This is a genomic window from Klebsiella sp. HMSC16A12, from assembly GCF_001808265.1.
GTDB lineage: Bacteria > Pseudomonadota > Gammaproteobacteria > Enterobacterales > Enterobacteriaceae > Klebsiella > Klebsiella pneumoniae.
Genome location: NZ_KV792621.1, coordinates 1 through 23,743 on the forward strand (window position 1 = coordinate 1; position 23,743 = coordinate 23,743).

Here is a 23,743-nt window from a genome sequence, read left to right on the forward strand (position 1 = left end):
CCCTGTGCGCTCCCTGCGCCATAAGAGACATAGAGCAGAAGAAATATCGGGAGCGCAATCTGCCCGGACATAACACGGGAGTGGTAGCCCTGCTAAGCGCAGTGCGAGCAGGGAAAATCCCGGATGGCGGCGCGTGGTGCCTTATCCGGGCTATAAAAGCGTCAAAACCACGCCTTAACCTCCAACGCCGTGGCCCATTAACGCCAGCGCGTGGCTGACGATGGTCTGACGGTTGACCGCCTGTAAACGCGGATCGCTGTGGATGCGTGAAAATGGCACCAGCACCAGGCTAATTACCGTGGTAAACAGCAGCTCCGGCGCCAGCGCCGGATTGATCTTGCCTTCCTGCTGCCAGCGACGCACCGTCCCCAGCATCACCTGAAAACGCTCCTCGCCGAAGCGGGCATCCATATGCTGGCGCAGAATCGGCATTTCGCCGATGATCTCCTGCATCCACAGCGGCGCGAACCAGGCGTTTTTCTCCGCCATATGCGCCAGCGTCTCGACCATCATCGTCAGCGCCAGTACCGGGTCCTGTGGATGATCGACAAAGATGCGGCTGATGTGATTGCGCAGCGGCATAAAGCGCTCCTCAATCAGCTGAGTCACCAGCGCATCCCGCGAGCTGAAGTAGTAATGCAGCATCGCCGGCGTCACCCCGGCCTCTTTGGCGATGGCGTTCAACGATACGCGGCCCGCCCCGTCGCGGGCAAACAGCGTCAGGGCGATGTCCATCAACTGTTCGCGGTTGGCGGTACCCGGTTTTTTACCGCGCGGCCGACCCGGGCGGCGGGGAGCATCCTGATCCTTTTGTGCTGTCATGATATGGCGATCTCTTGACCCGACTCATTCTTTCACTAAATATTAATTATGCATTTAATTAATTTCAAGCGAGCGTTGTAATGACTACTCAAGTCGCAAACCCACCGGTGCAGTCGATACGCCTGCTGTTCAGCGCATTGCTGCTGGTGATGCTGCTTTCAGCGCTGGATCAGACCATTGTCTCCACCGCGCTGCCGACGATTGTCGGCGAACTGGGCGGGCTGGACAAGCTTTCCTGGGTGGTCACCGCCTATATCCTCAGCTCCACCATCGCGGTGCCGCTGTACGGTAAATTTGGCGATCTGTTCGGCCGCAAAATCGTGCTGCAGGTGGCGATTGGGCTGTTTCTCGTCGGCTCCGCGCTCTGCGGGCTGGCGCAGAATATGACCCAACTGGTGCTGATGCGCGGCCTGCAGGGGCTCGGCGGCGGCGGCCTGATGGTGATCAGCATGGCGGCGGTCGCCGACGTCATCCCGCCCGCCAACCGCGGCCGCTATCAGGGGCTGTTCGGCGGCGTTTTCGGCCTGGCGACGGTGATCGGCCCGCTGATCGGCGGTTTTCTGGTGCAGCACGCCTCCTGGCGCTGGATCTTCTATATCAACCTGCCGCTCGGCCTGTTCGCGCTGCTGGTGATCGGCGCGGTATTCCACAGCAGCAATAAACGCAGCCAGCATCAGATTGACTGGCTGGGGGCGATTTATCTCAGCATGGCGCTGCTGTGCATCATCCTGTTTACCTCGGAAGGGGGCAGCGTCCATGCGTGGAATGACCCGCAGCTGTGGTGCATTCTGGCCTTCGGCATCGTGGGGATCATCGGCTTTATTTACGAAGAACGGATGGCCGCCGAGCCGATTATTCCGCTGGCGCTGTTCCGCAACCGCAGCTTCCTGCTGTGCAGCCTGATCGGCTTCGTCATCCGCATGTCGCTGTTCGGGTCAGTCACCTTCCTGCCGCTCTATCTGCAGGTGGTGAAGGAGGCGACGCCCACCGAAGCCGGGCTGCAGCTGATCCCTCTGATGGGCGGCCTGCTGCTGACCTCGATTATCAGCGGGCGGATTATCAGCCGTACCGGTAAATATCGCCTGTTTCCGATCCTCGGCACCCTGCTCGGCGTGACCGGCATGGTACTGCTGACCCGCATCACCATTCACTCGCCGCTGTGGCAGCTGTACCTGTTTACCGGCGTGCTGGGAGCGGGTCTGGGGCTGGTGATGCAGGTGCTGGTCCTGGCGGTGCAGAATGCGATGCCGGCGCAGATGTACGGCGTCGCCACCTCCGGCGTGACCCTGTTCCGCTCGATTGGCGGCTCCATCGGCGTGGCGCTGTTTGGCGCGGTGTTCACGCACGTGCTGCAGAGCAACCTGCAACAACTGCTGCCGGAAGGCGCGGTGCTGCCGCCGGGAATGAATCCGGTGGCGGTCCAGCACCTGCCCGCGGATATCCGCCTCGACTACCTCGACGCCTTCGGCGCGGCGATCCACGCGGCGTTTCTGATGGCGGCCGGCATTATGGCGGTGGCGTTTGTCCTCTCATGGCTGTTAAAGGAGGCGCCGCTGAAGACCGCGACGCATTAAGCGGCCCCGGCGATGCGCAGCAGTGCCTGACGCAGCGCCGGTGCGGCAAAATCGATAAATTTGCGCAGCTTAAGCGGCGCCAGATCCCGAGCGGTATACAGCAAATGGACCGGCGCCGGATCCGGCTCGACGTTTTCCAGCAGCAGACGGAGCTCCCCGTGGCGCAGGCCATCCAGCGCCTGATAATGCAGTAAGCGGGCCACCCCCACCCCCAGCCGCGCGGCATCGGCGGCGCTCTCTGGCGTGGTGACGGATAGCACCGGCGGCAGGTTAATCAGCTGGTCCTCGCGCTCAGCGGCGCGAAAGCGCCAGCCGCGATAGGGCATCGGCGATTCAATGCGGATGATAGGCAGCGCCGCCAGATCGCGCGGCCGCTGCGGCTCGCCGTATTTCGCCAGCAGCGCCGGATGGGCGCAGGCCACAATCCGCATGGTGCCGAGGCGGGTGGCCACCATGCTGCTGTCCGCCAGGTCGCCAATCCGCACCGCCAGATCGACATGGTCGCTCACCAGGTCGGCATTGCGATCGCTGAGCAGCAAACGGACGCGAATTAGCGGGTAGCGGGCGATAAATTCACTGATTACCGGAAGAACGTGCTGGCGTCCAAACATCGTCGGCGCGGAGATCACCAGCTCACCCTTTGGCTCCTGATATTCGCCCGTCGCCTGGCGTTCGGCGTTTTCCACCTCCTCAAGGATCCGCCGGGCGGCGGCAACATAATCGACCCCGGCGTCGGTGAGCGTCAGTTTGCGGGTGGTTCGCGCCAGCAGGCGTACGCCCAGCGCGCTCTCCAGTTCGCCAATATGGCGGCTGACGGTGGTCAACGGCATATTCAGCGCCCGCGCCGCCGCCGACATGCTCCCCAGCTCGGTCACTTTCACCAGCAGCGCCATCGCGCTTAATCGATCCATTATTCTCCCGTTTTGCGGAAAGATGATTGCCACTTTACCCGTATTATCATTCTTCACAGTACAGTCCATGATGGCGCCAGACAACAGGAGGCGCTATGGCAGCAACCTTTCTTGATATCGCTATCACCCCGGACGTGATAGATGTGCAGCATGAAATGGGCAGCGACTCGCTGTGGCAAACGCCGCGCAGTCGCCGCCAGGCCGACCGCTTCGGCGACAGCGAAGCGGGGATGATCGCCACCCGCGACAGCTTTTATCTGGCGACGGTGTCGCAGAGCGGCTGGCCCTACATGCAGCATCGCGGCGGCCCGCCGGGGTTTCTGCATCTGCTGGATGACACCACCCTGGCGATGGCCGATTTCGGCGGTAACCGCCAGTACATTACTACCGGCAATCTGCGCGGCAGCGACCGGGCCTGCCTGTTTTTGATGGATTATCCGCGCCGTGCCAGGCTGAAAATCTACGCCACCGTCGAGGTCCTGGCGGCAGAGGACCACCCGCAGCTGCTGGCGCAGGTGGCGCCGGCCAACTATCGCGCCCGCATTGAACGTCTGTTTCTTTTTCATTTGCAGGCGTTTGACTGGAACTGCCCGCAGCACATTACGCCGCGCTACAGCGCGCAGCAGGTGGCGGAGTACAGCCAGAACCTGCAGCAACGTATTCATGACCTGGAGCAGGAGAATCAGCGCCTGCAGCAGCAATTAGCCCGCAAAGGAGAGTAAGTATGACCGAACAACGTCCCCCGTTACCGCCGTTTACCCGCGACAGCGCTATCCAGAAGGTCCGCGCCGCGGAAGATGGCTGGAACAGCCGCGATGCGGAAAAAGTCGCCCTGGCCTACACCGTGGATAGCGAATGGCGCAACCGCAGCGAATTTGTCCACGGTCGGGGGCAAATTGTTGAGTTCCTGCAGCGAAAATGGCGCAAGGAGCAGCAATACCGGCTGATTAAGGAGCTGTGGGCATGGCAGGAGAATCGCATTGCCGTGCGCTTCGCCTATGAGTGGTGCGACGACAGCGGCAACTGGTTTCGCTCGTATGGCAATGAGAACTGGGAGTTTGATAAGCACGGACTGATGCAGACGCGCTACGCCTGCATCAACGATCTGCCAATTAGCGAAAGCGAGCGCCTGTTCCACTGGCCGCAGGGGCGCCGCCCGGACGATCATCCGGGGCTCAGCGATCTGGGGCTGTAAAACCGGCGCTGCGCGACGGATTAATCGGCTTTCGGGAAGTCGACCACCGTGTCGTTAACCCGGTTCACCATGTTGGTGAACAGGATGGCGCTGATGGCGCTGATAATCTCAATCACCTGCTGGTCGCTAAAACCGGCGTTGCGCAGCGCGGCGACGTCGGCTTCCGGCAGCGTACCGGTGGTGGTCACCAGGGTCTGCGCGAATTTCACCAGCGCATCAAGCTGCGCCTCTTCCGCATACTCCCCGCGGCGCAGGGCATGGATCTGCTCGCTGCTGAAGCCGGCTTTTTTCGCCATCAGGGTGTGCGCGGCCAGGCAGTAGTCACAGCCGGTGGCTTCGCTGACCGACAGATTAATCGCCTCCAGCTGTTGGGCGCTGAGGCTGCCTTTATGGAGCATCGCATTGTGCGCCAGCGCCTGCTGCAGCGCCGCCGGCGAGTGGCCGCCGATGGTGAGATAGGCGTTCGGCACTTTGCCCATCGCTTTTTTGATCCCGGCGAAAATATCGGCGGCTTTGCCGGTGGCGTCTTGTTCACGGATATCTGCTAAACGGCTCATGGTTAACTCCTGTTGTTATCGAGGGTGTGTTGGCAATGGGGTCATCTTAGGCGCTTGCCGCATGCTAGACTGGCGGTCTTCGTCTCACCTTTTTGTCTTATCGTCTCAGGAGAAGCATGGACAGTCTCAGTCATCTGCTGGCGCTGCTGGCGCCGCGCTGCGAAGTGAACCTGCACTGTCGCTTCGGCGGCCGCTGGCAGGCCGGGCACCAGCAAATGCGCAGCGGCGTGGTGCCCTGGCACGTGGTGCTGCGCGGCGAGGGGCGGCTCAACGTCGGCGGCCAGACTCATCACCTGCGCGCGGGAGATGTCGTCCTCCTGCCGCACGGTTCGCCGCATCTGATGGAGAGCCTGGTGGAGTGGGGCCAGGTGCTGCCGGTGGCGCACCGGTTTAACGGCACGGTGACGGAAATGCGCGCCGGCCCGGCGGAGGGGGCGCTGGAGATGCTGTGCGGCGAATTCTATTTTGGTCCGCACGTCAGCTGGCTGTTCAGTGAAGCATCGACGCTGATCCATCTCCATACCGATGCGCGTGAAGACTGCCCGGAGCTGGACGCGCTGCTTAATATACTGGTGCGCGAGAGCCTGGCGCAGCGTCCCGGCGGCAGCGCTATCGTGCGCAGCCTCGGCGATACGCTGCTGGTGCTCCTGCTGCGCATGCTGCTTGGCGAGCAACAGCCGCCCGGCGGGCTGCTGCGCCTGATGAGCGATGAACGCCTGATGCCGGCGGTGCTGGCGGTGATGGCGACCCCGGAGCAACCGTGGACGCTGGAGAGTATGGCCGCCCGCGCGTTTTTATCACGGGCCACCTTTGCCCGTCATTTTGCCCGCGTCTATCACCTGACGCCGCAGGCGTGGCTGTCGCAGTTGCGAATGGCGCTGGCCGCCCGGCTGCTGCGCCTGGAGCGTCAGACCAACCTCGAGGTCATTGCCGAACGCTGCGGCTTTCAGTCGCTGGCGTCCTTCTCGAAGCGCTTCAAAATGCGCTATGGCGTGACGCCGGGCGAGTGGCGACGGGGCTAGCGCCTCGCGTTTCGCGAAGATGATTTTATTTCCAGTTGCGTGGTTTGCTGTTTATTACCCGACCCGAAAGTCGCTATAGTTTTGTACGAAAAAAACAATGACATTCAGGACAGACAGGGTGAAGAGGATGAGATTACGTTTACGGGCCGCCGCCGCAGTGATGCTGGCGGGTCTGGCGCTGGTCGGCTGCGACCAAAAGGGTAATGAAGCGAAGCACATTAAGGTCGGTGTGATTAACGGTGCCGAGCAGGATGTGGCGGAAGTGGCGAAGAAGGTGGCCAAAGAGAATTACGGTCTGGAGGTCGAGCTGGTGGGGTTCAGCGGCTCACTGCTGCCCAACGAGTCGACCAACGCCGGGGATCTGGACGCCAACGTCTTCCAGCATCGGCCTTTCCTTGAGCAGGACAACAAAGCGCATAATTATCATCTGGTGGCGGTCGGGAATACCTTCGTCTTCCCGATGGCCGGCTATTCGCGCAAGATCAAGTCAGTCGCCGAACTGAAAGACGGCGCGACGATCGCTATCCCCAACGATCCGACCAACCTCGGGCGGGCGCTACTGCTGCTGCAAAAAGAGAAGCTGATTACCCTCAAAGCCGGGACCGGCCTGCTGCCGACGGCGGTGGATATCACCGACAACCCGCATAACCTGAAGATCATGGAGCTGGAAGGGGCGCAACTGCCGCGCGTACTCGACGATCCCAAAGTCGACGTGGCCATCATCAGCACCACCTACCTGCAGCAAACCGGGCTGTCGCCGGTTCGTGACGGCATCTTTATCGAAGATAAAAACTCGCCCTACGTGAACATCATCGTGACCCGGGAAGACAATAAAGACGCGCAAAACGTGAAGGAGTTTATGCAGTCGTACCAGTCGCCGGAGGTGGCGAAGGCGGCAGAGACTATCTTCAACGGCGGCGCGGTGCCTGGCTGGTAAGCCAACACACAGGGAGAGGCGCGTATGGTACGCCAACGGCAGGCTGACCTGCTGCTGATTGCCGCGACGGTGATTGCCGCCTGCGGCTGGATATTTTCCCGCGAGGCGATCGCCGGCATGCCGGTGTTCGCGTTTCTTGGGCTGCGTTTTTTCTTCGCCGCGCTGCTTCTGCTGCCGTTCTGCCGCGGTTTTCGCCCGCAAAAGCAGCACTGGCCAAAACTCATCATCAGCGGACTCTGGTTTGCGCTCAACCTCTGCCTGTGGATCTATTCGGTCTCCACGACGGCGTCGCTCGGCGAAGGGGCGTTTATCATGAGCCTGTCGATGATGTTCGTCCCGCTGACCGCATGGGTGATGATGAAGGTGCGCCCGCCGCGCGCCTGGTGGGAGTGCCTGCCGATTGCGGTGGTTGGCCTGGGGCTGCTCAGTCTGCATATGCCGATAGCCTTCCACCCCAGCCAGGGCTGGTTTTTGCTGACGGCGCTGGTGCAGTCGATCTGGTTCTGTTACACCAGCCGCTGCGCGCGTGAAGTACCGCTGATCCCCCTGACCACCGTGCAGCTGGCGATCACCGGTATCGTCGGGTTGACCATCTCCGCTGCCGTTGAACGCTGGGACCAGCCGATGACCCTGCCGACTCTCGGCTGGCTGGTGGCCAGCATTGTCATCGCCACCAGCCTGCGCTTCGGTCTGCAGATGAAGGGGCAGAAGTACGCGGCGGTGGCCAGCGCGGCGATCATCATGGTGCTCGAACCGCTGCTGACGGTCATTGCCGCCGCGCTGTGGTACGGCGAACAGCTGCCGCTGCAGAAGATTATCGGCGGCGTGCTGATCCTCGTGGCCCAGCTGTGGTTCCGCTGGCGGATGCTTAAGCCGTAAGCGAGCCGCTTCGCCGCTGCGCCATCAGCTGCAGCAGCGGCACCAGCGACAGCCCGTCCGGCATCTCGCCGCGGGCGATCAGTTGGTTTATCTCGTCGAAGGTAAACCAGCCGGTCTCCATCACCTCATCCTGATCTGCATCCATTCCCACCCAGCGTAAACCGGTGGCCAGCCAGGTGATAAACAGCTGATCGCTGCTGCCGTAGGAGGGGTTAAAGCGAATGATCTCCTCAACGCGTTGCGCCTGCCAGCCGGTCTCTTCCCGCAGCTCGCGCAGCGCGGCGACCGCCGGGTCTTCCTCTTCATCGACGCCGCCAGAAGGGATCGCCCACACCACCTTATCGATCAGGTAGCGGTAGTGGCGAATCAGCAGCACCTTCTCATCCTGGATGGCCACAATCCCCACCGCCGGGCGCGGGTAATGAATGGAATAAAAGTCGCGGCGCTCGCCGGGGGCGACATCAATACCCACCTTACGCATGCTGAACCACGGCGTCTCGGCGATGACCTGCGGGTCGTGCATATCGGCGGCGGTCAGTTTCTTTTTCATCCTGCCACTCCTGTCAAAAATTGAGCCTTAAGAACAACATAGCCGGAGGCGGATGGCAACCGCCGCAGGTTGGCCCGATTTCATCGATCATTGCCCAAACGCCCCTGTTGAGCCAGGCGGGGACTCAGTACGATGTTCGTCAGATGACCCCAGAGGAACGCCAACATGAACATCACCCACATCCGTAATGCGACCCAGATTATTCACTACGCCGGGAAAAGATTTCTCATCGATCCGATGCTGGCGGACAAAGGCGCCTGGCCGGGTTTTCCGGGCACCGCGCGCAGCGAATTGCGCAATCCGCTGGTTGAGCTGCCGTTTTCCCGCGATAAAATTATCGACGTTGACGCGGTGATCGTCACCCACACCCATGACGATCACTGGGACGCGGCGGCGATCGCCGCGATCCCGAAAACCCTGCCGGTGTTCGTCCAGCATGAGGCCGACGCCGCGCTGCTGCGCAGCCAGGGATTTCAGGATCTGCGCCTGCTGTCGGCAGACAGCGAATTTGCCGGCGTGCGCCTGTTAAAAACCACCTCCGGCCAACACGGCAGCGACCGGACCTACGCGGTGCCGGCGATGGCTGAACGCCTGGGCGAGGCCTGCGGCGTGGTGTTTCGCCATCCGCAGGAGAAGACGCTGTGGCTGGTGGGGGATACTATCTGGCGCGATGACATTGCAGCCGACCTGCTGAAGCTGCGCCCGGACGTGGTGGTCCTCAACGCCGGCTACGCCCACGTCATCGGCTTTGGCCCGATTATCATGGGCAAGGAAGATCTCCTGAACGTGCACTTCGCCCTGCCGGAAGCGAAAATCATGGCTATCCACCTCGAGGCGGTCAACCACTGTCTGGTGAGCCGGGAAGAGATGCGCCAGTATGCGCTGGATAATCAGATTGCCGATGTGGTGAGTATCCCGCAGGATGGAGAAACCGTGGTTTATTAACATGCGTAAGGGGAAGGGACGATGAAAATCACCGACGTGGCGATTGTCGCTGTAGAGGGCTTTAGCCCGTTTCACTACGCCGTCCCCTGCATGCTGTTTGGCGATTCGGTTTCGGAAATCAAACGCTTTAATCTGCACATTTGCGCCGAGCGGCCGGGGCTGCTGCGCGCCCGCGATGGTTTTGCGCTGTACGCCACCGGCGATTATGCCGCGCTGGAACAGGCGGATATCGTGGTGGTGCCTTACTGGGGCGAGGTCGATCGACGTCCGCCGCAGGCGCTGCTTGATAGCCTGGTGCGGGCCCGGGATAACGGCGCGGAGATTGTCGGCCTGTGCCTCGGCGCGTTCGTCCTCGGCTACGCCGGGCTGCTGGACGGCAGGCGAGCGGCGACTCACTGGGAGTTCGAGCAGGATTTCCAGCGCCGGTTTCCGCAGGTGCAGCTGGATATCAACGCCCTGTACGTCGACGACCAGCGGATCATTACTTCGGCGGGCACCGCGGCGGCGCTGGACTGTTGCCTCTACATCATCCGCCAGCGTTTCGGCAGCCTCGCGGCCAACCAGATCGCCCGGCGGATGATTGTTTCGCCGCACCGCGAGGGCGGCCAGGCGCAGTTTATCGCCCAGCCGGTGCCGAAAAACACCCGCGATGCGCGAATCAACTGCCTGCTGGATTATCTGCAGCAGCATATTGCCGAGCCGCACAGTCTCGATTCGCTGGCCCGGGTGGTGGCGATGAGCCGCCGTACCCTGACCCGCCACTTCGCCCGGGCAACCGGGATGAGCATTACCGACTGGCTGACCGCCGAACGTCTGCGCCGCAGCCAGACTCTGCTTGAGGCGGGCGATCTGCCGGTCGAGCAGGTGGCGGAGGCGGTGGGCTATCTTTCAGCGGTCACCTGGCGCCAGCAGTTTAAAGCGCGCTTTGGCGTCAGCCCGACGGAATGGCGGCGTACCTTTCGTCGCGGCGCTTAGCCGGCGAGGGTCGCACTGTCGATCACGAAGCGGTATTTCACGTCACCCTTGACCATTCTTTCCCAGGCTTCGTTGATCTCATCGCCGCGGATCAATTCGATATCGGCGACGATGCCGTGTTCGGCGCAGAAGTCGAGCATCTCCTGAGTTTCCGGAATACCGCCGATCATCGAGCCGGCAATTGACCGGCGGCGGAAGATCAGATTGAACACTTCCGGCGACGGATGCGGCGTGGCCGGGGCGCCAACCAGCGTCATGGTACCATCGCGTTTCAGCAGCGTGGTGAAGGCATCGAGATTGTGCGGCGCCGCCACGGTGTTGAGGATGAAGTCGAAGCTTTTGACGTGGGCCGCCATTTCGTCGTCGTTGCGCGACACCACCACGTCATCGGCGCCCAGCGCTCTGGCCGCATTACGCTTGGATTCGGAGGTGGTAAAGGCCACCACGTGGGCCCCCATGGCATGGGCCAACTTGATCCCCATATGCCCCAGGCCGCCGATGCCGACCACGCCGACTTTTTTACCCGGCCCGACGTGCCAGTGGCGCAGCGGCGAGTATGTCGTGATCCCAGCGCACAGCAGCGGCGCGACGGCGGCCAGCTGCGCTTCGGGATGGGTTATCCGCAGCACGTAGCGTTCATTGACCACTATCTGCTGTGAATAACCGCCAAGCGTGTGTCCCGGCGCGTCCTGGGTCGGCCCGTTATAGGTCAGCACCATGTGGTCGCAGTAGTTTTCCAGCCCCTCAGCGCACTCTTCGCACTGTTGACAGCTATCGACCATACAGCCGACGCCCACCAGATCGCCGACGGCGTAGCGCGAGACGGCGTTGCCGACCGCGGTCACCCGACCCACAATTTCATGCCCCGGCACGCAGGGATACAGCGTTCCCGCCCATTCCGATCGCGCCTGGTGGAGATCGGAGTGGCAGACGCCGCAGTAAGCGATGGCGATCTGTACATCCTGCGGCCCCGGGTCGCGGCGGGTGATGGCCATTGATTCCAGCGGCTGGCTGGCGGAGTAGGTACCAATAGCGTTGATCAGCATAGCGAAACCTCTTCTTGATGAATGGACTCAATAGAACGGGAGGGGAATGCGGGTGGTCAGTGGCATCGATAAGCGTAGCCTGGACTGGCCGAGATGCGAGGGGGAAAGCGGTAGAGAAACCCTCAGGCGCGGCCTTAACCAGCGCAGTAAATAATAAGATGGCCTTATCTTTATCGCCGCTAAGCCTTATAGGTATTTACGGCATATAGTATTATTTATTCCTGTAGAATAGAGATAAATAGTTATTGCAGATAATGATGCTTACACTCTTTTTATCCCCGTAACGTCTTGTCTTTTATTCGTTATTTCACCTGTTGATACTATGATTCTCAACGAATCACTTTTTCAACCAGACCTGATGGCATAAAAACCATGTCGATACCTGCAGCCAGCCCCTCTACCGACCAGGCGTTAACGTCCTTTTACTACGGAAGACAGACAAAGCCGTTATTGGCGGTGAAATCCCTGTTATCTGCGTTCCTGCCCGTCAGCTCACCCTTTGCGCTGCCGCGATCGACCTATTATCGTTTTCCGCCGACCCGGGAAGAATCTGGAATAATTTTAATCGAAGAGGGGATTGCCTCCGTTTGCCATGCGGAGAAGTGCATGGTTGTATCAACGATATTTGCCCCTTCGCTATTGGGATTAATCGATGGATACGGCGCGTTTAATGGTATCCCGGAAAAAAGCCACTGTTCCGTATTTGCTGAGACGGATTTGCGCGGAGGCTGGATAGGACACCAGGTGGCGGTCGAGATCCTCAATGAGAAAAACTTGTGGCAGGAGATGGCTCATATTCTGGCGCAGCGACTGATGGTGTTGAGGATGCGTTCGCAGGAGATGGTGGGGGTGGATTCTTATCCGATGGTGCGAACCCTGCTAACAGAGCTGGCGGACTACCCGGAGGAGTATCGTCGCCAAATTAATGCGTTAAGCTTTATACAGCGCCGCACCAACCTGTCGCGCAGCCGTGTTATGTCGATTCTGGCAGAGCTGCGCAAAGGTGGTTACATTACGGTCCATCGCGGGGTGCTGGAAAAGATAACCCGCACGCTTCCCGCCCACTTTTAAACCCGCGCGGCGGAGGGGCGTGATTTTCCCACCCCTCGTCAGCCGGTGGGCTAAGGCTCAACCGGCGTCAGAAAGTCCAGCCGCAGCGGCTCAGCCAGCAGAGACTCCATCTGCGCCATAGACGCCTGAAAATAGGGCATCGCGACATGGGCATCGAGGGCGTCCTGTCCCTGCCACGCCTCGCGCATATAGAAGGTGTCCGGCGCGTCGCGCAGCTGAAACAGGGCATAGTCGAGGTTACCCGGCTCCTGTCTCGTCGGCAGGAGCAGCGCCTGCAGGGCCTGGCGCAGGGCGTCCGTTTGGCCCGGTTTCGCCTTGAGCACGGCGATAAGCGATATCATCTTAAAACCCCTCCAGCACGATCTTGCCGACGGCGCGTCCGGTTTCCAGCTGGCGATGCGCTTTCTGCAGATTGGCGGCGGTGATGGCGCCGTAGTGTTCGCCAAGGGTGGTTTTGATAGTGTGGTTGTCGATCAGCGCCGCCACGCGGGTGAGCAGCTGATGCTGGGCGATCATATCATCCGTCTCAAACATTGAACGGGTGAACATAAATTCCCAGTGCAGGGACAGGCTTTTCGCTTTCAGCGGCACCACGTCCAGGGTCTCCGGGTCATCAATCAGCGCCAGCTTGCCCTGCGGGGCGAGGGCGTCGATCAGCGCGTTGAAGTGCTGCTCGGTATTGGTCAGGCTGGCGACATGGGTTACCGACGTGATACCAATGCGCGCCAGCTCGTCGGCGAGCGGCTTGCTGTGATCGATCACATGGTGCGCGCCCGCCTCGCGGACCCACTGCTGGCTCTCCGGACGCGAGGCGGTGCCGATCACCGTCATGGCGGTCAGTTTACTGGCCAGCTGGGTCAGGATAGACCCCACGCCGCCCGCCGCGCCGACGATTAGCAGCGTGTCGCCCGCATTGCCGCCTTCCTCAACGCCGAGACGGTGAAACAGCAGCTCCCAGGCGGTGATCGCCGTCAGCGGCAGCGCGGCGGCGGAGGCATTATCGAGGGTGCGCGGTTTGTGCGCCACCAGGCGCTCATCCACCAGCTGATATTCACTGTTGCTGCCGGCCCGGCCCAGCGCGCCGGCGTACCAGACCTCGTCCCCGGGCGCGAACAGCGTCACTTCCTCACCGACGGACTGCACCACGCCAACGGCGTCCCAGCCCAGCACCCGCGGCGTGTCGCCCTGAAAGCCGGCGCGCACTTTGGTGTCTACCGGATTGACCGAGATAGCCTTCACAGCGACCAGCAGATCACGCCCGTGGGCGGTGGGGATCGGCAGGTCGATCTCGGTTAAAGAAGGGATGTTGTTGCCGTCAGCGGCGGCTTGAGTAATGGCGATAGCTTTCATAACTGCTCCGGTCTGTGATTCGGGTGAATGAAAAGATGGAGCCATCGTAGACCGCTGCCGGGAGGGGAAAAACGGGCTAACGGCAATAACAGTTATATGCAGAAAGTGAAAATCAGCCCACCTGATAGAAGTCGAGCATCACCCCATCCTGGGTCCGGCCACCGGCGCAGATAAACAGCGAGGTGGTTAGCCAGCTGAGCGCGGGAGCATCCACCTCAAAGGTGGGCACGGTGCGAAAATAGATGGCTTCTGGCGGAATATCGCTAAAAAAGCGCATATCGTCGGCGAAAAGCTGGTCATGATACTGGGCCGGCACCCGGCGGATGCCATTGTTTTCCACATAGACCGTGCCTTCCGCCACCTGCAGGGCATAGCGGGCGGACAGCCTGCAGGTGCCGTCGGGTTCGATTATCTGGCTGTCGACGCCGCCGGGTAATACGTGGCCGCGAAGTTGACCCGAGACGCTGCCGCCGACAATCGGGATCAGCTGGCGCTTACCGGTCTGCGGGCTGCGGGAGACGATTATCGGTTTATCAACCTGGATGGTAATGGAAAAACAGTGTCTGAGTTCGGGGGTCATTATGGCTCTCCTGTTTCGGTTGGTAACGGCACGCGGCCACCGCACCAGTGTAACGGGTTTGCGAGAGACAAAATAACGCAGGGTTTGGATGAAAATGATTGGCTGGGATGATGAGTTTGGGGGGGCTCAGGTTGGTAGGGAGTGGCTGTGGGGTATCCTTGGCTACTTTTTAGGTGCTGTTTCATCGGCCATTTTTTTACTGACTTTACCTGCGCCTTGCAAAACATCACGGTCGTTAAATTGCCGGAACTGATCCCTGACGGCTATCTTCTTGTTGAACTTGTAAGTAAGACTCACAGGTTGCGTTTTGCTCAAGCTCGCCTTCCTCATAGATCGCTTTAATATGCCGTGTAACGGCTTGGGGGGTGACTTGATTAAGGCTGGCGATAGTTGCCTGAGGGAGCCATAGTGTTTCTTGCTCAAAGCGGCATTCAACGCGCACTTCCCCATCACTACTGGCAAACATAATGAATTCACCTGCTGGGGACGACGTTATAGTTTCCTTTGCCATATGGTCTCCGGGTCAACCTGTTCACAACGGTAGAGTATGTCAGGAGCGGGGCATAAATTTCATTAGACGAACGATTAATCTGGCGCGTTTGCGGGCGGCGATCCGGAAAGTGAAGTTATTAAGACTTCAGCCGCAATCCGGTGGATATCCCTGCTCGCGCTGCGCTTAGCAGGGCTACGTTTCTGCGCCGTTCGGTAGCCCGGGTAAGGCGTCAGCCGCCACCCGGGGCTTGTTCGCGCTATCAGGCATGTTGCAGTGTGCTGTTGACGCTTTTCAAAGATTGTTGAATATGCCGTAATTCGGCTGTTAGCTTCTCTTCTTTATCGCTGAGCGGTAACAACACAATGCAGCCATCCATCACCTTAACCGTGACCGGCTTCCCGGTACCGAATCCCGCTTCGCGTAGCCACTTGCCAGAAAGGGGAAGACTTGGTGTACTGATATCCCGGCCATTGGGTCGATAGCCAACCAGCAGCCGACGCTCGGTTCCGCTAACGGTGATATCTGGGGTAGAATGCAAATCAGCCATAATCAACTCCTTGATAGTTGGTGAGATTAGACGCTCATAAGTGTTGCCGCACTTTTGGGCGTCGATTGCTTTACGCTTTCATGTGGTAGGTACCGCATGGGGATAATTTAATCAAAATGGTACCTACCATGCAAGATAAAAAGAAACCAAATTTCGATCGCAGCAAAAGCACGATGAAGAACATCCGTTTTGAGGACGAGCTTTTGGAACAGATTGAGAAAGCTGCTGGAAAGGGCAATTTTAGTAAGTGGGTGAAAGAGGCTTGTAGGCTGAGGTTGAGTATGATTTCAATAGAAAAATAGTATTATAAAAACGAATAGATCTGACGGTATAAATAAAGAGTGAGTTTCTATTTTATTGATAGGTGATAACAATTACAAATTAGCTATTAATTTTCAATTGGTTGCAGAATTGTTTCCATAAGTGCTTGCTGGATTTCGTGGTGCTTAGGTTGACTTCAGTAGTTAAGTAGCTTACATTGAAGTTGTCTCATCTACCATGTGTAGAAAGAGCGTACGAACCCGGTGCATAGTAATATGTATCGGGTTCAGCTTTATCTAGGCCTCTGATTTCTAGTTCTGCTGCTTTCCAGTTGACGCCGTTTCCCGCTTCTAGTAACTAAATAAGCTGTTTTTAGCAACCAGTAATCATGGCGTTCAGCTAAGACAACAACATAATCCTCAAATTCATTCCATATAACAACCTCTATACTATTGCCCCTTCTTTCTTCCCAACATGATAGACATTCATGTTCATTATTTCTTATCATATGCGTAATCCAACGTATTCTAGCGCAACGCTTAAGATCGGGCGTCCTCTCTGACTCAATTTCACCTTCTGATGTCAAATGCCAAAAACCGAATTCTTTATTATCGTATTCAGGTGTGTAACGAGGGCGAACTGGAAGACCCCGGAAACGTATTCCGGAGTTTAGGAAACTATCCTGAAATTCTTGATAAACATTGTCAATATATGAGGTCCATTCACCGTCAAATTCTAATAAATCTGGCATTGTAAGCATTAACGTGACTCCCAAACAAAAACATTAAATTTGCGCTCAGTTGGGAGAGTACTTCTTAGAAGATCTCTATTTGTATAACTGCGAATTCTTTCAATTAGTTGAACCTTTCCTTCATTAGAGTTCAAACCTCTGTGAAGATATCCTAAGGCCCCAATGAATAGATCAGCTAACTGTAGTTGCTGAACTTCATGTGAGCGAATGTGTTGGATTCGCTGAACTGATTCACGGTTAAAATCGTATCCAGCATTATGAAGAACACTTCTAAGTTTTTCGATCTTTTCTATGCCAAGAGTATCTTTTATATCTAGATAAATACGATAAAAATTTTGGTTTTCAATAATATTTTTAAGCAAATAAAAACATATTTTATAATAAAATGTATTATGATCTTGATTAAATCTGTCATGATCTAACCGACTCTTATGAGGAACAACTACAGCTCTAAAGCGCAATGCCTGATTGGAAAAAAAATAATCAACTATATCAAGATAGAAATCAATTTTAGAGTTAGAAACTTTAGTCCACTTAATTTCGAAATCTTGACTTAGACCATGTTTAACTTTTATAGCCCTTATATCCCGACCAATTTTTTTTGTGATTGAATCAGGGCACCATGTAGCGCCTATAACCATGACTTCTTGATGATCATTCAATAAATGGCAGGACTCATCACAGAAAACATTGAAAGTTTTGACGTTCAAAATCGTTATCTCCAGTAGACTGTAGGGTAAGTTTCCTGGAAATTCCAATTTAGTGCAATGGTGAAGATGTGTATGCGAGAGGTTTCGGTGTCATATAAAGAAGGTGTTGACAAAGTCAAATATAAGTAGAAAGAAGGATTTTGGCGGAAGATCACAGGAGTTGAACCTGCCCGGGACCGCTGGCGGCCCCAACTGGATTTGAAGTCCAGCCACCTCACCGGAGATGACGATCTTCCGCGCCTCGATTGCTACATGGAGGCGGGGCGCATTATAGCTACTTTCAGCCGTTTACCACATACCTAAACGCACTTTTTTACTGTTAAAACTGGACTTTACAGAACAGTCCTGGACAAATCCTCACAAAATCCGTGAGTTACACTTTTTCACTCCCTGATTCCCTACCGCGATCACAGAAAACAAGAAACGTAATCTGATAACGAGATATCGCAATTCATCTTAGTGCGGCAAAGGTTTACAAAAACCGTAACCGGTACCAACCCTCGGTGCCGCTAAGGGAATAGTGCGCATATGAAAGATCACATTTTGTCCGTCAAAGAGAAAATTGGTTATGGCATGGGTGATGCCGCCAGCCACATTATTTTTGATAACGTCATGTTGTACATGATGTTTTTTTACACCGATATTTTTGGTATCCCCGCCGGCTTTGTCGGCACCATGTTCCTGCTGGCGCGCGCGCTGGACGCGATTTCCGACCCGTGTATGGGTCTGCTTGCCGACCGTACCCGCAGCCGCTGGGGTAAGTTCCGCCCATGGATCCTCTTCGGCGCTATCCCGTTCGGCCTCGTCTGCGTGCTGGCCTACAGCTCGCCGGATTTAAGCCACAACGGCAAGCTGATCTACGCCGCCGTGACCTACACGCTGCTGACCCTGCTCTACACCGTGGTGAATATCCCTTACTGCGCGCTGGGCGGCGTGATCACCGACAACCCGACGCAGCGCATTTCGCTGCAGTCCTGGCGCTTCGTGCTGGCGACGGCGGGGGGCATGCTCTCCACCGTGCTGATGATGCCGCTGGTCAACTTTATCGGCGGCGAAGACAAAGCGCTCGGCTTCCAGGGGGGCATCGCGGTGCTGTCGGTGATTGCCTTCCTGATGCTGGCCTTCTGCTTCTTTACCACCAAAGAGCGTGTCGAAGCGCCGCCGAGCAGTACCTCGATGCGTGAAGACCTGCGCGATATCTGGCGCAATGACCAGTGGCGGGTGGTCGGCGTGCTCACCATCCTCAATATCCTCGCGGTCTGCGTTCGCGGCGGCGCGATGATGTATTACACCACCTGGATCATGGGCTCGGCGGCGCTGTTCACCGCCTTCCTCACGACCTACTGCGTCGGCAACCTGATTGGCTCGGCGCTGGCGAAACCGCTGACCGACTGGAAATGCAAAGTCAGCGTCTTCTGGTGGACCAACGCCCTCCTGGCGGTGCTCAGCGTGGCGATGTTCTTCGTACCGATGGACGCCGAAATCACCATGTTCGTCTTTATCTTCATCATTGGCGTACTGCACCAGCTGGTGACGCCAATCCAGTGGGTAATGATGTCCGACACCGTCGACTACGGCGAATGGTGTAACGGCAAACGCCTGACCGGCATCAGCTTCGCCGGCACCCTGTTTGTGCTCAAGCTGGGGCTGGCGCTGGGCGGCGCGCTGATCGGCTGGATGCTGGCCGGCGGCGGCTATGACGCCGCCGCTAAAACCCAGAACAGCGCCACCCTCACCATCATTATCGCCTTGTTCACCCTCGTTCCGGCGGTCTGCTACCTGCTGAGCGCGGTGATCGCCAAACGCTACTACACGCTGAAAACGCCGTTCCTGAAAAAAATGATGGCCGAGCTGGCCGAGGGCGCGCGTCGCAACGAACAAGATTTCACCGCCGCCCCGATCGACAAAGAATGGCAAAACTAAGAGGACGTTTTAATGAAAATCAGTGATGGAAACTGGCTCATTCAACCAGGGCTCAACCTGATCCAACCCGTACAGGTTTACGAGGTGGAGCAGCAGGGGAATGAAATGGTGGTCTATGCCGCGCCGCGCGATGTCCGCGAACGCGCCTGGCAGCTGGATACGCCATTGTTCACCCTGCGCTTTTTCTCGCCGCAGGAAGGGATAATCGGCGTGCGTATGGAGCACTTCCAGGGCGCGCTGGATAACGGCCCGCACTATCCGCTGAACGTGCAGAAAGACGTCCATGTCGAAATAGAAAATACGGCCGGGTTCGCCGAGCTGAAAAGCGGCAGCCTCAGCGTGCGGGTGACTAAAGGCGAATTCTGGGGGCTGGATTTTCTGCGCGACGGCGTGCGTATCACCGGTAGCCAGCTAAAAAACAACGGCTACGTGCAGGATAGTAAGACCCAGCGCAACTACATGTTTGAGCGCCTCGACCTCGGCGTCGGCGAAACCGTCTACGGCCTCGGCGAGCGCTTTACCGCCCTGGTGCGCAACGGCCAGACGGTAGAAACCTGGAACGAGGACGGCGGCACCAGCACCGAGCAATCCTACAAAAATATCCCGTTCTATCTGACCAACCGCGGCTACGGCGTGCTGGTCAACCATCCGCAGCGCGTCTCATTCGAGGTGGGCTCGGAGAAAGTCTCTAAAGTCCAGTTCAGCGTTGAAGGCGAATACCTTGAGTACTTCGTGATCGACGGCCCGACGCCGAAAGCGGTGCTTAACCGCTATACACAGTTCACCGGCCGCCCGGCGCTGCCGCCGGCATGGTCGTTTGGTCTGTGGCTGACGACCTCGTTCACCACCAACTATGACGAAGCGACGGTGAATAGCTTTATCGACGGCATGGCTGAGCGCCATCTGCCGCTGCACGTCTTCCACTTCGACTGCTTCTGGATGAAGGCCTTCCAGTGGTGCGATTTTGAATGGGATCCGCTAACTTTCCCGGACCCGGAAGGGATGATCAAGCGCCTGAAGGCGAAAGGGCTGAAGGTCTGCGTGTGGATCAACCCGTACATCGGTCAGCGCTCGCCGGTGTTCAAAGAGCTGAAAGAGAAGGGTTATCTGCTGAAGCGTCCGGACGGTTCGCTGTGGCAGTGGGATAAGTGGCAGCCGGGGCTGGCGATTTATGACTTCACCAATCCGGAAGCCCGCCAGTGGTACGCTGACAAACTAAAAGGCCTGGTGGCGATGGGGGTCGATTGCTTCAAGACCGACTTCGGCGAGCGTATCCCGACCGACGTCCAGTGGTTTGATGGTTCCGATCCGCAGAAAATGCACAACCACTACGCCTTCATCTATAACGAGCTGGTGTGGAAGGTGCTGAAAGAGACCGTCGTCGAGCAGGAGGCGGTGCTGTTCGCCCGCTCCGCCTCGGTGGGCGCGCAGCAGTTCCCGGTGCACTGGGGCGGCGACTGCTACGCCAACTACGAATCGATGGCGGAAAGCCTGCGCGGCGGGCTGTCGATCGGCATGTCCGGCTTTGGTTTCTGGAGTCACGATATCGGCGGTTTCGAAAACACCGCGCCGGCCCACGTCTACAAGCGCTGGTGCGCCTTCGGCCTGCTCTCCAGCCACAGCCGCCTGCACGGCAGCAAATCCTATCGGGTGCCATGGGCCTACGATGACGAGTCCTGCGACGTGGTGCGCCACTTCACGCAGCTGAAATGCCGCATGATGCCGTATCTCTATCGTCAGGCGGCGCTGGCCAACGAGTGCGGCACGCCAATGCTGCGCGCGATGATGCTCGAGTTTCCGGACGATCCGGCCTGCGACTATCTCGACCGCCAGTATATGCTGGGCGATTCGGTCCTGGTGGCGCCGGTGTTCTCCGAGGCCGGCGAAGTGCAGTTTTATCTGCCGGAAGGGCACTGGACGCATCTGTGGCATAACGATGAATTGCCGGGTAGCCGCTGGCATAAGCAGCATCACGATGCGCTGAGCCTGCCGGTCTACGTTCGCGACAACAGCCTGCTGGCGCTGGGCAACAATGACCAGAAGCCGGATTACGCCTGGCATGAGGGCACCGCCTTCCAGCTGTTCCACCTTGAGGATGGACGCGAGGCACGCTGTGACGTTCCGGCGGCAGACGGCTCGACGATCTTCACCCTGAAGGCCAGGCGCCAGGGCAACGCCATCGCCGTGAGCGGCGAAGGCGAGGCCCGCGGCTGGACGCTGTGCCTGCGCAATATCCCGCAGGTCGCGGGCGTGCAGGGCGGTACGCAGACCGGTAGCGAACTGGGCGTGGTGGTGAGCGCCGAGGGCAATACGCTGACGATTACGTTGTAAATAGGTTAACAGCAGCAGCCCTCTTCGCCAGGCGGAGAGGGTTTTTTATTCCATTTTTGTACGAAAAGTAACGTTCATTTCATTGTGGTGACTCAGGCCGCAGACGCGGTTGTCGAACGGTGTTAGCGTATTCTGCCGCTGAGAGGAGCCCGCCATGGACGTAGAAAATATCTTTCGTGACGTGAAGCTAAGCAAAACGGAAATGACCGTGCTGCGCTTTATTCAGAACGACCCGGAGCAGTGTATCCGCCAGGGAGTTCGCGCTGTGGCCGAACAGTGCTACAGCAACCCCTCTTCCCTGGTCCGGCTGGCAAAGAAACTGAAGTTCAGCGGCTGGCTGGAGCTGGTTTACTTTATCAAGTTCAATATCACCATGCCGAAGCTCGATGTCACCAACGATATCGACTACATGAGCGTTCAGCCGGAAGAAGCGCTGACGCCGCTGCTGGCAAGCCTTAAACAGCAGCGCATCCTGATCCACGGCAGCGGCTTTTCACAGCTGATCGCCCAGTATATTTACAACAAGTTTCTCGTCACCGGCGTGAATGCCAGCCTGGCGCTGTGGCCCGATTACGAAATCCTCGAACAGAAAAACGCCGCCTGCTTCGACTCCATCTGGATCATTTCTAAATCCGGGCGCAGCAGCTCGGCGCTCAACTGGGTTAAGGCCCTGGAGGGGAAGGAGATTAATCTGGTCTGCTTTACCGGCGACTACCAAAGCCCGCTGGCGCAGGCCGCGGATACGGCGTTTATTATTCACGACCCGCAGAAGTTCGATGATGATATTTACTGGAGCAACCCGTTTTTCGGCTACTGCATCTTAGGCTTTGAGCGACTATTGAAGATGTGGTTTACCAGCCTACGTAGCAATAGTTAGCCCCCGCTAAGCGCGGTGCGAGCGGGGGAATCCCATCGGCAGCGGATTACCGCCAGGCGGCGAACTGCTCATCGTCGAGATAGGCTTCGACCAGGGTTTTCGCCAGCGAATAGGAACCGATCAGCGGATGCGCCATCAGCGCCCGCACCGCCAGCGATTTATCCTGCTGCAGGATCGCCGCCACCGCCAGCCGCTCATACTCCTTCACGCAGGCAATCATATTCTTCTGCGCTGTCGGCACCTTCACCGGCGTCACCGGCTTGAGGCCATCCCGGCTCAGGTCGCAGCTGATCTCGATCACGTCGTCCGGGCGTAAAAAATCGAGCGTGCCATTATTCTGGATCGACACCACGATCCGCTTAGTGGTGGTGCTGTTCACCGCTTCCAGGATATCCAGCGCCACTCCGGCATAGCCGCCGGTGTCCGGCTCTTCGATAAACTGGCGCAGCGTCAGCGGTTCGCGGGTGTGGAATTTCTCCTGCCGGGATTCGTTCTGCATATAGCTGTTTTCCCGGCGCAGATAATGCTGCATCCAGATGGTGAAGGCGGCCTCCGGTTGCGTTCTGGCATCCACGGTGCGCAGCGCCTCGCGCATCTCCTGATTGATGCGGGCGATCTGCTCTCCGCGCGTCTCGCCGGCCCCCTGAATCGCCTTCAGCGCCTCGTCGCGATAGTAGTAATAATAGAGATATTCATTGAGGAGCTGATTATCGCAAAGCCGTACCAGCTCCGGGGAGAAGTACTGCATCGCCGTCTTCTGGTACAGTTCCGGGCTGGCGATCAGCCGTTCGGTCACCTCTTCCCCACGGACGGTGAAGTGGGTAAACCAGGAGAAATGGTTCAGCCCATAGCATTCCACGCTGAGGTCGCGCTCCTCACAGCCAAGGATCGCCGGCAGTTCACGAATCAGCTCGGAGGGGGCATCGCAGATCCCATAGACCCGGCGCTTAAAGCCGGACTTAATAATCGCTTCCGTCACCAGACCTGACGGGTTGGTAAAGTTAAACAGAATAGCGTCTTCGGCGGCATGTTCTTCGATCAGCCGGCAATAGCGAAGGATCGCCGGGATCGAGCGCATGGCCATCGCGAAACCGCCGGCGCCGGTGGTCTCCTGGCCGAGAGTGTTATGCTCAAGCGCAATACGTTCGTCGCGAATGCGGCTTTCATCGCCGCCAACCCGCAGGGTGGTAATGATATAGTTGGCGTCCTGCAGCGCTGCGACCGGGTCGGTGGTGGTACTAAACTGAATATCCGGGCGAATGGTATTAAATACATAGCGGGCAATTTCGCCAAATATCGCCAGATTATCAGCAGAGTTATCGAGAAAAACGACTTCTGTTAAACCAATGCGGTGAGCGTTATAGGCCAGAGATTTCGCTAAAAATGCAGAGCGAACGCCGCCCCCGCCTAATACGGTTAATTTCATAAATACTCCT

The 23,743-nt window shown here is 57.9% G+C and carries 25 protein-coding genes, 1 tRNA gene and 1 pseudogene; 13 read left to right on the forward strand and 14 right to left on the reverse strand.

Features of this window, described 5'->3' with window-relative positions; all coding sequences use genetic code 11:
- Positions 1-174: 174 nt before the first annotated feature.
- The gene (locus HMPREF3140_RS15720; RefSeq protein WP_004181564.1) at positions 175-822 is read right to left on the reverse strand and encodes a TetR/AcrR family transcriptional regulator; all 648 of its coding nucleotides are present in this window, start codon (positions 820-822) and stop codon (positions 175-177) included.
- 80 nt (positions 823-902) lie between these two features.
- Between HMPREF3140_RS15720 and HMPREF3140_RS15725 the strand changes: the two genes are divergently transcribed.
- The gene (locus tag HMPREF3140_RS15725) at positions 903-2,396 is read left to right on the forward strand and encodes an MDR family MFS transporter (RefSeq protein WP_070553037.1); all 1,494 of its coding nucleotides are present in this window, start codon (positions 903-905) and stop codon (positions 2,394-2,396) included.
- On the opposite strand, the gene HMPREF3140_RS15730 is transcribed toward HMPREF3140_RS15725, so the two are convergent.
- Positions 2,393-3,364 carry a LysR family transcriptional regulator gene (locus HMPREF3140_RS15730; RefSeq protein ID WP_014343450.1) on the reverse strand — a complete coding sequence of 324 codons (972 nt, stop codon included), beginning with the start codon at positions 3,362-3,364 and terminating at the stop codon, positions 2,393-2,395. The genes HMPREF3140_RS15725 and HMPREF3140_RS15730 overlap by 4 nt on opposite strands.
- 38 nt (positions 3,365-3,402) lie before the next feature.
- Between HMPREF3140_RS15730 and HMPREF3140_RS15735 the strand changes: the two genes are divergently transcribed.
- Together HMPREF3140_RS15735 and HMPREF3140_RS15740 are read left to right on the forward strand one after the other, a co-directional pair.
- A complete protein-coding gene (locus tag HMPREF3140_RS15735; protein ID WP_032412620.1) occupies positions 3,403-4,029 on the forward strand; it encodes a pyridoxamine 5'-phosphate oxidase family protein in 627 nt (208 codons plus the stop codon).
- Positions 4,030-4,031: 2 nt separating this feature from the next.
- Positions 4,032-4,502: a nuclear transport factor 2 family protein gene (locus HMPREF3140_RS15740; protein WP_002923016.1), complete on the forward strand. Its 471-nt coding sequence runs from the start codon at positions 4,032-4,034 to the stop codon at positions 4,500-4,502.
- Between the two features lie 20 nt (positions 4,503-4,522).
- Here HMPREF3140_RS15740 and HMPREF3140_RS15745 read toward each other — a convergent pair whose 3' ends face one another.
- The gene (locus HMPREF3140_RS15745; RefSeq protein ID WP_004145017.1) at positions 4,523-5,059 is read right to left on the reverse strand and encodes a carboxymuconolactone decarboxylase family protein; all 537 of its coding nucleotides are present in this window, start codon (positions 5,057-5,059) and stop codon (positions 4,523-4,525) included.
- A gap of 116 nt (positions 5,060-5,175) precedes the next feature.
- Between HMPREF3140_RS15745 and HMPREF3140_RS15750 the strand changes: the two genes are divergently transcribed.
- The 3 genes from HMPREF3140_RS15750 to HMPREF3140_RS15760 all read left to right on the forward strand — a co-directional run bounded on the left by HMPREF3140_RS15750 (position 5,176) and on the right by HMPREF3140_RS15760 (position 7,897).
- Positions 5,176-6,081, forward strand: a complete 906-nt coding sequence (locus tag HMPREF3140_RS15750; RefSeq protein WP_004150236.1) for an AraC family transcriptional regulator — start codon at positions 5,176-5,178, stop codon at positions 6,079-6,081.
- A gap of 127 nt (positions 6,082-6,208) precedes the next feature.
- Entirely contained in the window at positions 6,209-7,018 is an 810-nt protein-coding gene (gene nlpA / locus HMPREF3140_RS15755; protein WP_032412618.1) for a lipoprotein NlpA, read from the forward strand.
- A 24-nt stretch (positions 7,019-7,042) separates the two neighbouring features.
- The gene (locus tag HMPREF3140_RS15760) at positions 7,043-7,897 is read left to right on the forward strand and encodes a DMT family transporter (RefSeq protein WP_002922972.1); all 855 of its coding nucleotides are present in this window, start codon (positions 7,043-7,045) and stop codon (positions 7,895-7,897) included.
- Here HMPREF3140_RS15760 and HMPREF3140_RS15765 read toward each other — a convergent pair.
- Positions 7,887-8,447 carry an NUDIX domain-containing protein gene (locus HMPREF3140_RS15765; RefSeq protein ID WP_002922970.1) on the reverse strand — a complete coding sequence of 187 codons (561 nt, stop codon included), beginning with the start codon at positions 8,445-8,447 and terminating at the stop codon, positions 7,887-7,889. The two genes, HMPREF3140_RS15760 and HMPREF3140_RS15765, sit on opposite strands and share 11 nt — an antisense overlap.
- A 165-nt stretch (positions 8,448-8,612) precedes the next feature.
- Here HMPREF3140_RS15765 and HMPREF3140_RS15770 point away from each other — a divergent pair, with 165 nt between their 5' ends.
- Entirely contained in the window at positions 8,613-9,392 is a 780-nt protein-coding gene (locus tag HMPREF3140_RS15770) for an MBL fold metallo-hydrolase (protein WP_023286958.1), read from the forward strand.
- 21 nt (positions 9,393-9,413) lie between these two features.
- The gene (locus HMPREF3140_RS15775; RefSeq protein ID WP_004901466.1) at positions 9,414-10,367 is read left to right on the forward strand and encodes a GlxA family transcriptional regulator; all 954 of its coding nucleotides are present in this window, start codon (positions 9,414-9,416) and stop codon (positions 10,365-10,367) included.
- Here the strand turns inward: HMPREF3140_RS15775 and HMPREF3140_RS15780 are convergent.
- Positions 10,364-11,413: an NAD(P)-dependent alcohol dehydrogenase gene (locus tag HMPREF3140_RS15780; RefSeq protein ID WP_004901462.1), complete on the reverse strand. Its 1,050-nt coding sequence runs from the start codon at positions 11,411-11,413 to the stop codon at positions 10,364-10,366. The two genes, HMPREF3140_RS15775 and HMPREF3140_RS15780, sit on opposite strands and share 4 nt — an antisense overlap.
- A gap of 372 nt (positions 11,414-11,785) precedes the next feature.
- Between HMPREF3140_RS15780 and HMPREF3140_RS15785 the strand changes: the two genes are divergently transcribed.
- Entirely contained in the window at positions 11,786-12,484 is a 699-nt protein-coding gene (locus tag HMPREF3140_RS15785) for a winged helix-turn-helix transcriptional regulator (protein WP_070553038.1), read from the forward strand.
- A 50-nt stretch (positions 12,485-12,534) separates the two neighbouring features.
- Here the strand turns inward: HMPREF3140_RS15785 and HMPREF3140_RS15790 are convergent, their stop codons facing one another.
- The 5 genes and pseudogenes from HMPREF3140_RS15790 to HMPREF3140_RS15810 all read right to left on the reverse strand — a co-directional run bounded on the left by HMPREF3140_RS15790 (position 12,535) and on the right by HMPREF3140_RS15810 (position 15,454).
- Positions 12,535-12,825 carry a putative quinol monooxygenase gene (locus tag HMPREF3140_RS15790; protein ID WP_032412616.1) on the reverse strand — a complete coding sequence of 97 codons (291 nt, stop codon included), beginning with the start codon at positions 12,823-12,825 and terminating at the stop codon, positions 12,535-12,537.
- A gap of 1 nt (position 12,826) precedes the next feature.
- Complete coding sequence (locus HMPREF3140_RS15795) at positions 12,827-13,834, reverse strand: zinc-binding alcohol dehydrogenase family protein (protein WP_002922964.1); 1,008 nt, start codon at positions 13,832-13,834, stop codon at positions 12,827-12,829.
- A gap of 112 nt (positions 13,835-13,946) precedes the next feature.
- Positions 13,947-14,414, reverse strand: a complete 468-nt coding sequence (locus HMPREF3140_RS15800; protein WP_002922963.1) for a DUF3237 domain-containing protein — start codon at positions 14,412-14,414, stop codon at positions 13,947-13,949.
- Positions 14,415-14,664: 250 nt separating this feature from the next.
- A pseudogene (locus tag HMPREF3140_RS15805) lies at positions 14,665-14,925 on the reverse strand (DNA-binding protein); the annotation flags it as partial.
- A 241-nt stretch (positions 14,926-15,166) separates the two neighbouring features.
- Positions 15,167-15,454: a SymE family type I addiction module toxin gene (locus HMPREF3140_RS15810; RefSeq protein ID WP_032412610.1), complete on the reverse strand. Its 288-nt coding sequence runs from the start codon at positions 15,452-15,454 to the stop codon at positions 15,167-15,169.
- 128 nt (positions 15,455-15,582) lie between these two features.
- On the opposite strand from HMPREF3140_RS15810, the gene HMPREF3140_RS15815 reads away from it, so the two are divergent.
- Entirely contained in the window at positions 15,583-15,756 is a 174-nt protein-coding gene (locus HMPREF3140_RS15815) for a YlcI/YnfO family protein (protein ID WP_064484531.1), read from the forward strand.
- 251 nt (positions 15,757-16,007) lie between these two features.
- Here the strand turns inward: HMPREF3140_RS15815 and HMPREF3140_RS27495 are convergent, their stop codons facing one another.
- The 3 genes from HMPREF3140_RS27495 to HMPREF3140_RS15820 all read right to left on the reverse strand — a co-directional run bounded on the left by HMPREF3140_RS27495 (position 16,008) and on the right by HMPREF3140_RS15820 (position 17,412).
- Positions 16,008-16,475, reverse strand: a complete 468-nt coding sequence (locus HMPREF3140_RS27495) for an oxidoreductase (RefSeq protein WP_071703908.1) — start codon at positions 16,473-16,475, stop codon at positions 16,008-16,010.
- On the reverse strand, positions 16,475-17,176 hold the full coding sequence (locus HMPREF3140_RS27500) for a DUF3800 domain-containing protein (RefSeq protein ID WP_071703907.1): 702 nt from the start codon (positions 17,174-17,176) through the stop codon (positions 16,475-16,477). The genes HMPREF3140_RS27495 and HMPREF3140_RS27500 overlap by 1 nt, the downstream gene beginning before the upstream one ends.
- A 141-nt stretch (positions 17,177-17,317) precedes the next feature.
- Positions 17,318-17,412: transfer RNA gene (locus tag HMPREF3140_RS15820), tRNA-Sec, on the reverse strand.
- A gap of 292 nt (positions 17,413-17,704) precedes the next feature.
- Between HMPREF3140_RS15820 and HMPREF3140_RS15825 the strand changes: the two genes are divergently transcribed.
- From HMPREF3140_RS15825 to HMPREF3140_RS15835, 3 genes are all read left to right on the forward strand, one after another.
- Entirely contained in the window at positions 17,705-19,099 is a 1,395-nt protein-coding gene (locus tag HMPREF3140_RS15825; protein ID WP_004150230.1) for a glycoside-pentoside-hexuronide family transporter, read from the forward strand.
- A 12-nt stretch (positions 19,100-19,111) separates the two neighbouring features.
- Positions 19,112-21,430 (forward strand): alpha-xylosidase, encoded by a 2,319-nt coding sequence (gene yicI, locus HMPREF3140_RS15830; protein WP_032412606.1) that lies wholly within the window; start codon positions 19,112-19,114, stop codon positions 21,428-21,430.
- A gap of 154 nt (positions 21,431-21,584) precedes the next feature.
- Positions 21,585-22,307 carry a MurR/RpiR family transcriptional regulator gene (locus HMPREF3140_RS15835; protein WP_004173889.1) on the forward strand — a complete coding sequence of 241 codons (723 nt, stop codon included), beginning with the start codon at positions 21,585-21,587 and terminating at the stop codon, positions 22,305-22,307.
- Positions 22,308-22,353: 46 nt separating this feature from the next.
- On the opposite strand, the gene HMPREF3140_RS15840 is transcribed toward HMPREF3140_RS15835, so the two are convergent.
- Positions 22,354-23,733 carry a family 4 glycosyl hydrolase gene (locus HMPREF3140_RS15840; protein WP_004150228.1) on the reverse strand — a complete coding sequence of 460 codons (1,380 nt, stop codon included), beginning with the start codon at positions 23,731-23,733 and terminating at the stop codon, positions 22,354-22,356.
- Between the last annotated feature and the right edge of the window lie 10 nt (positions 23,734-23,743).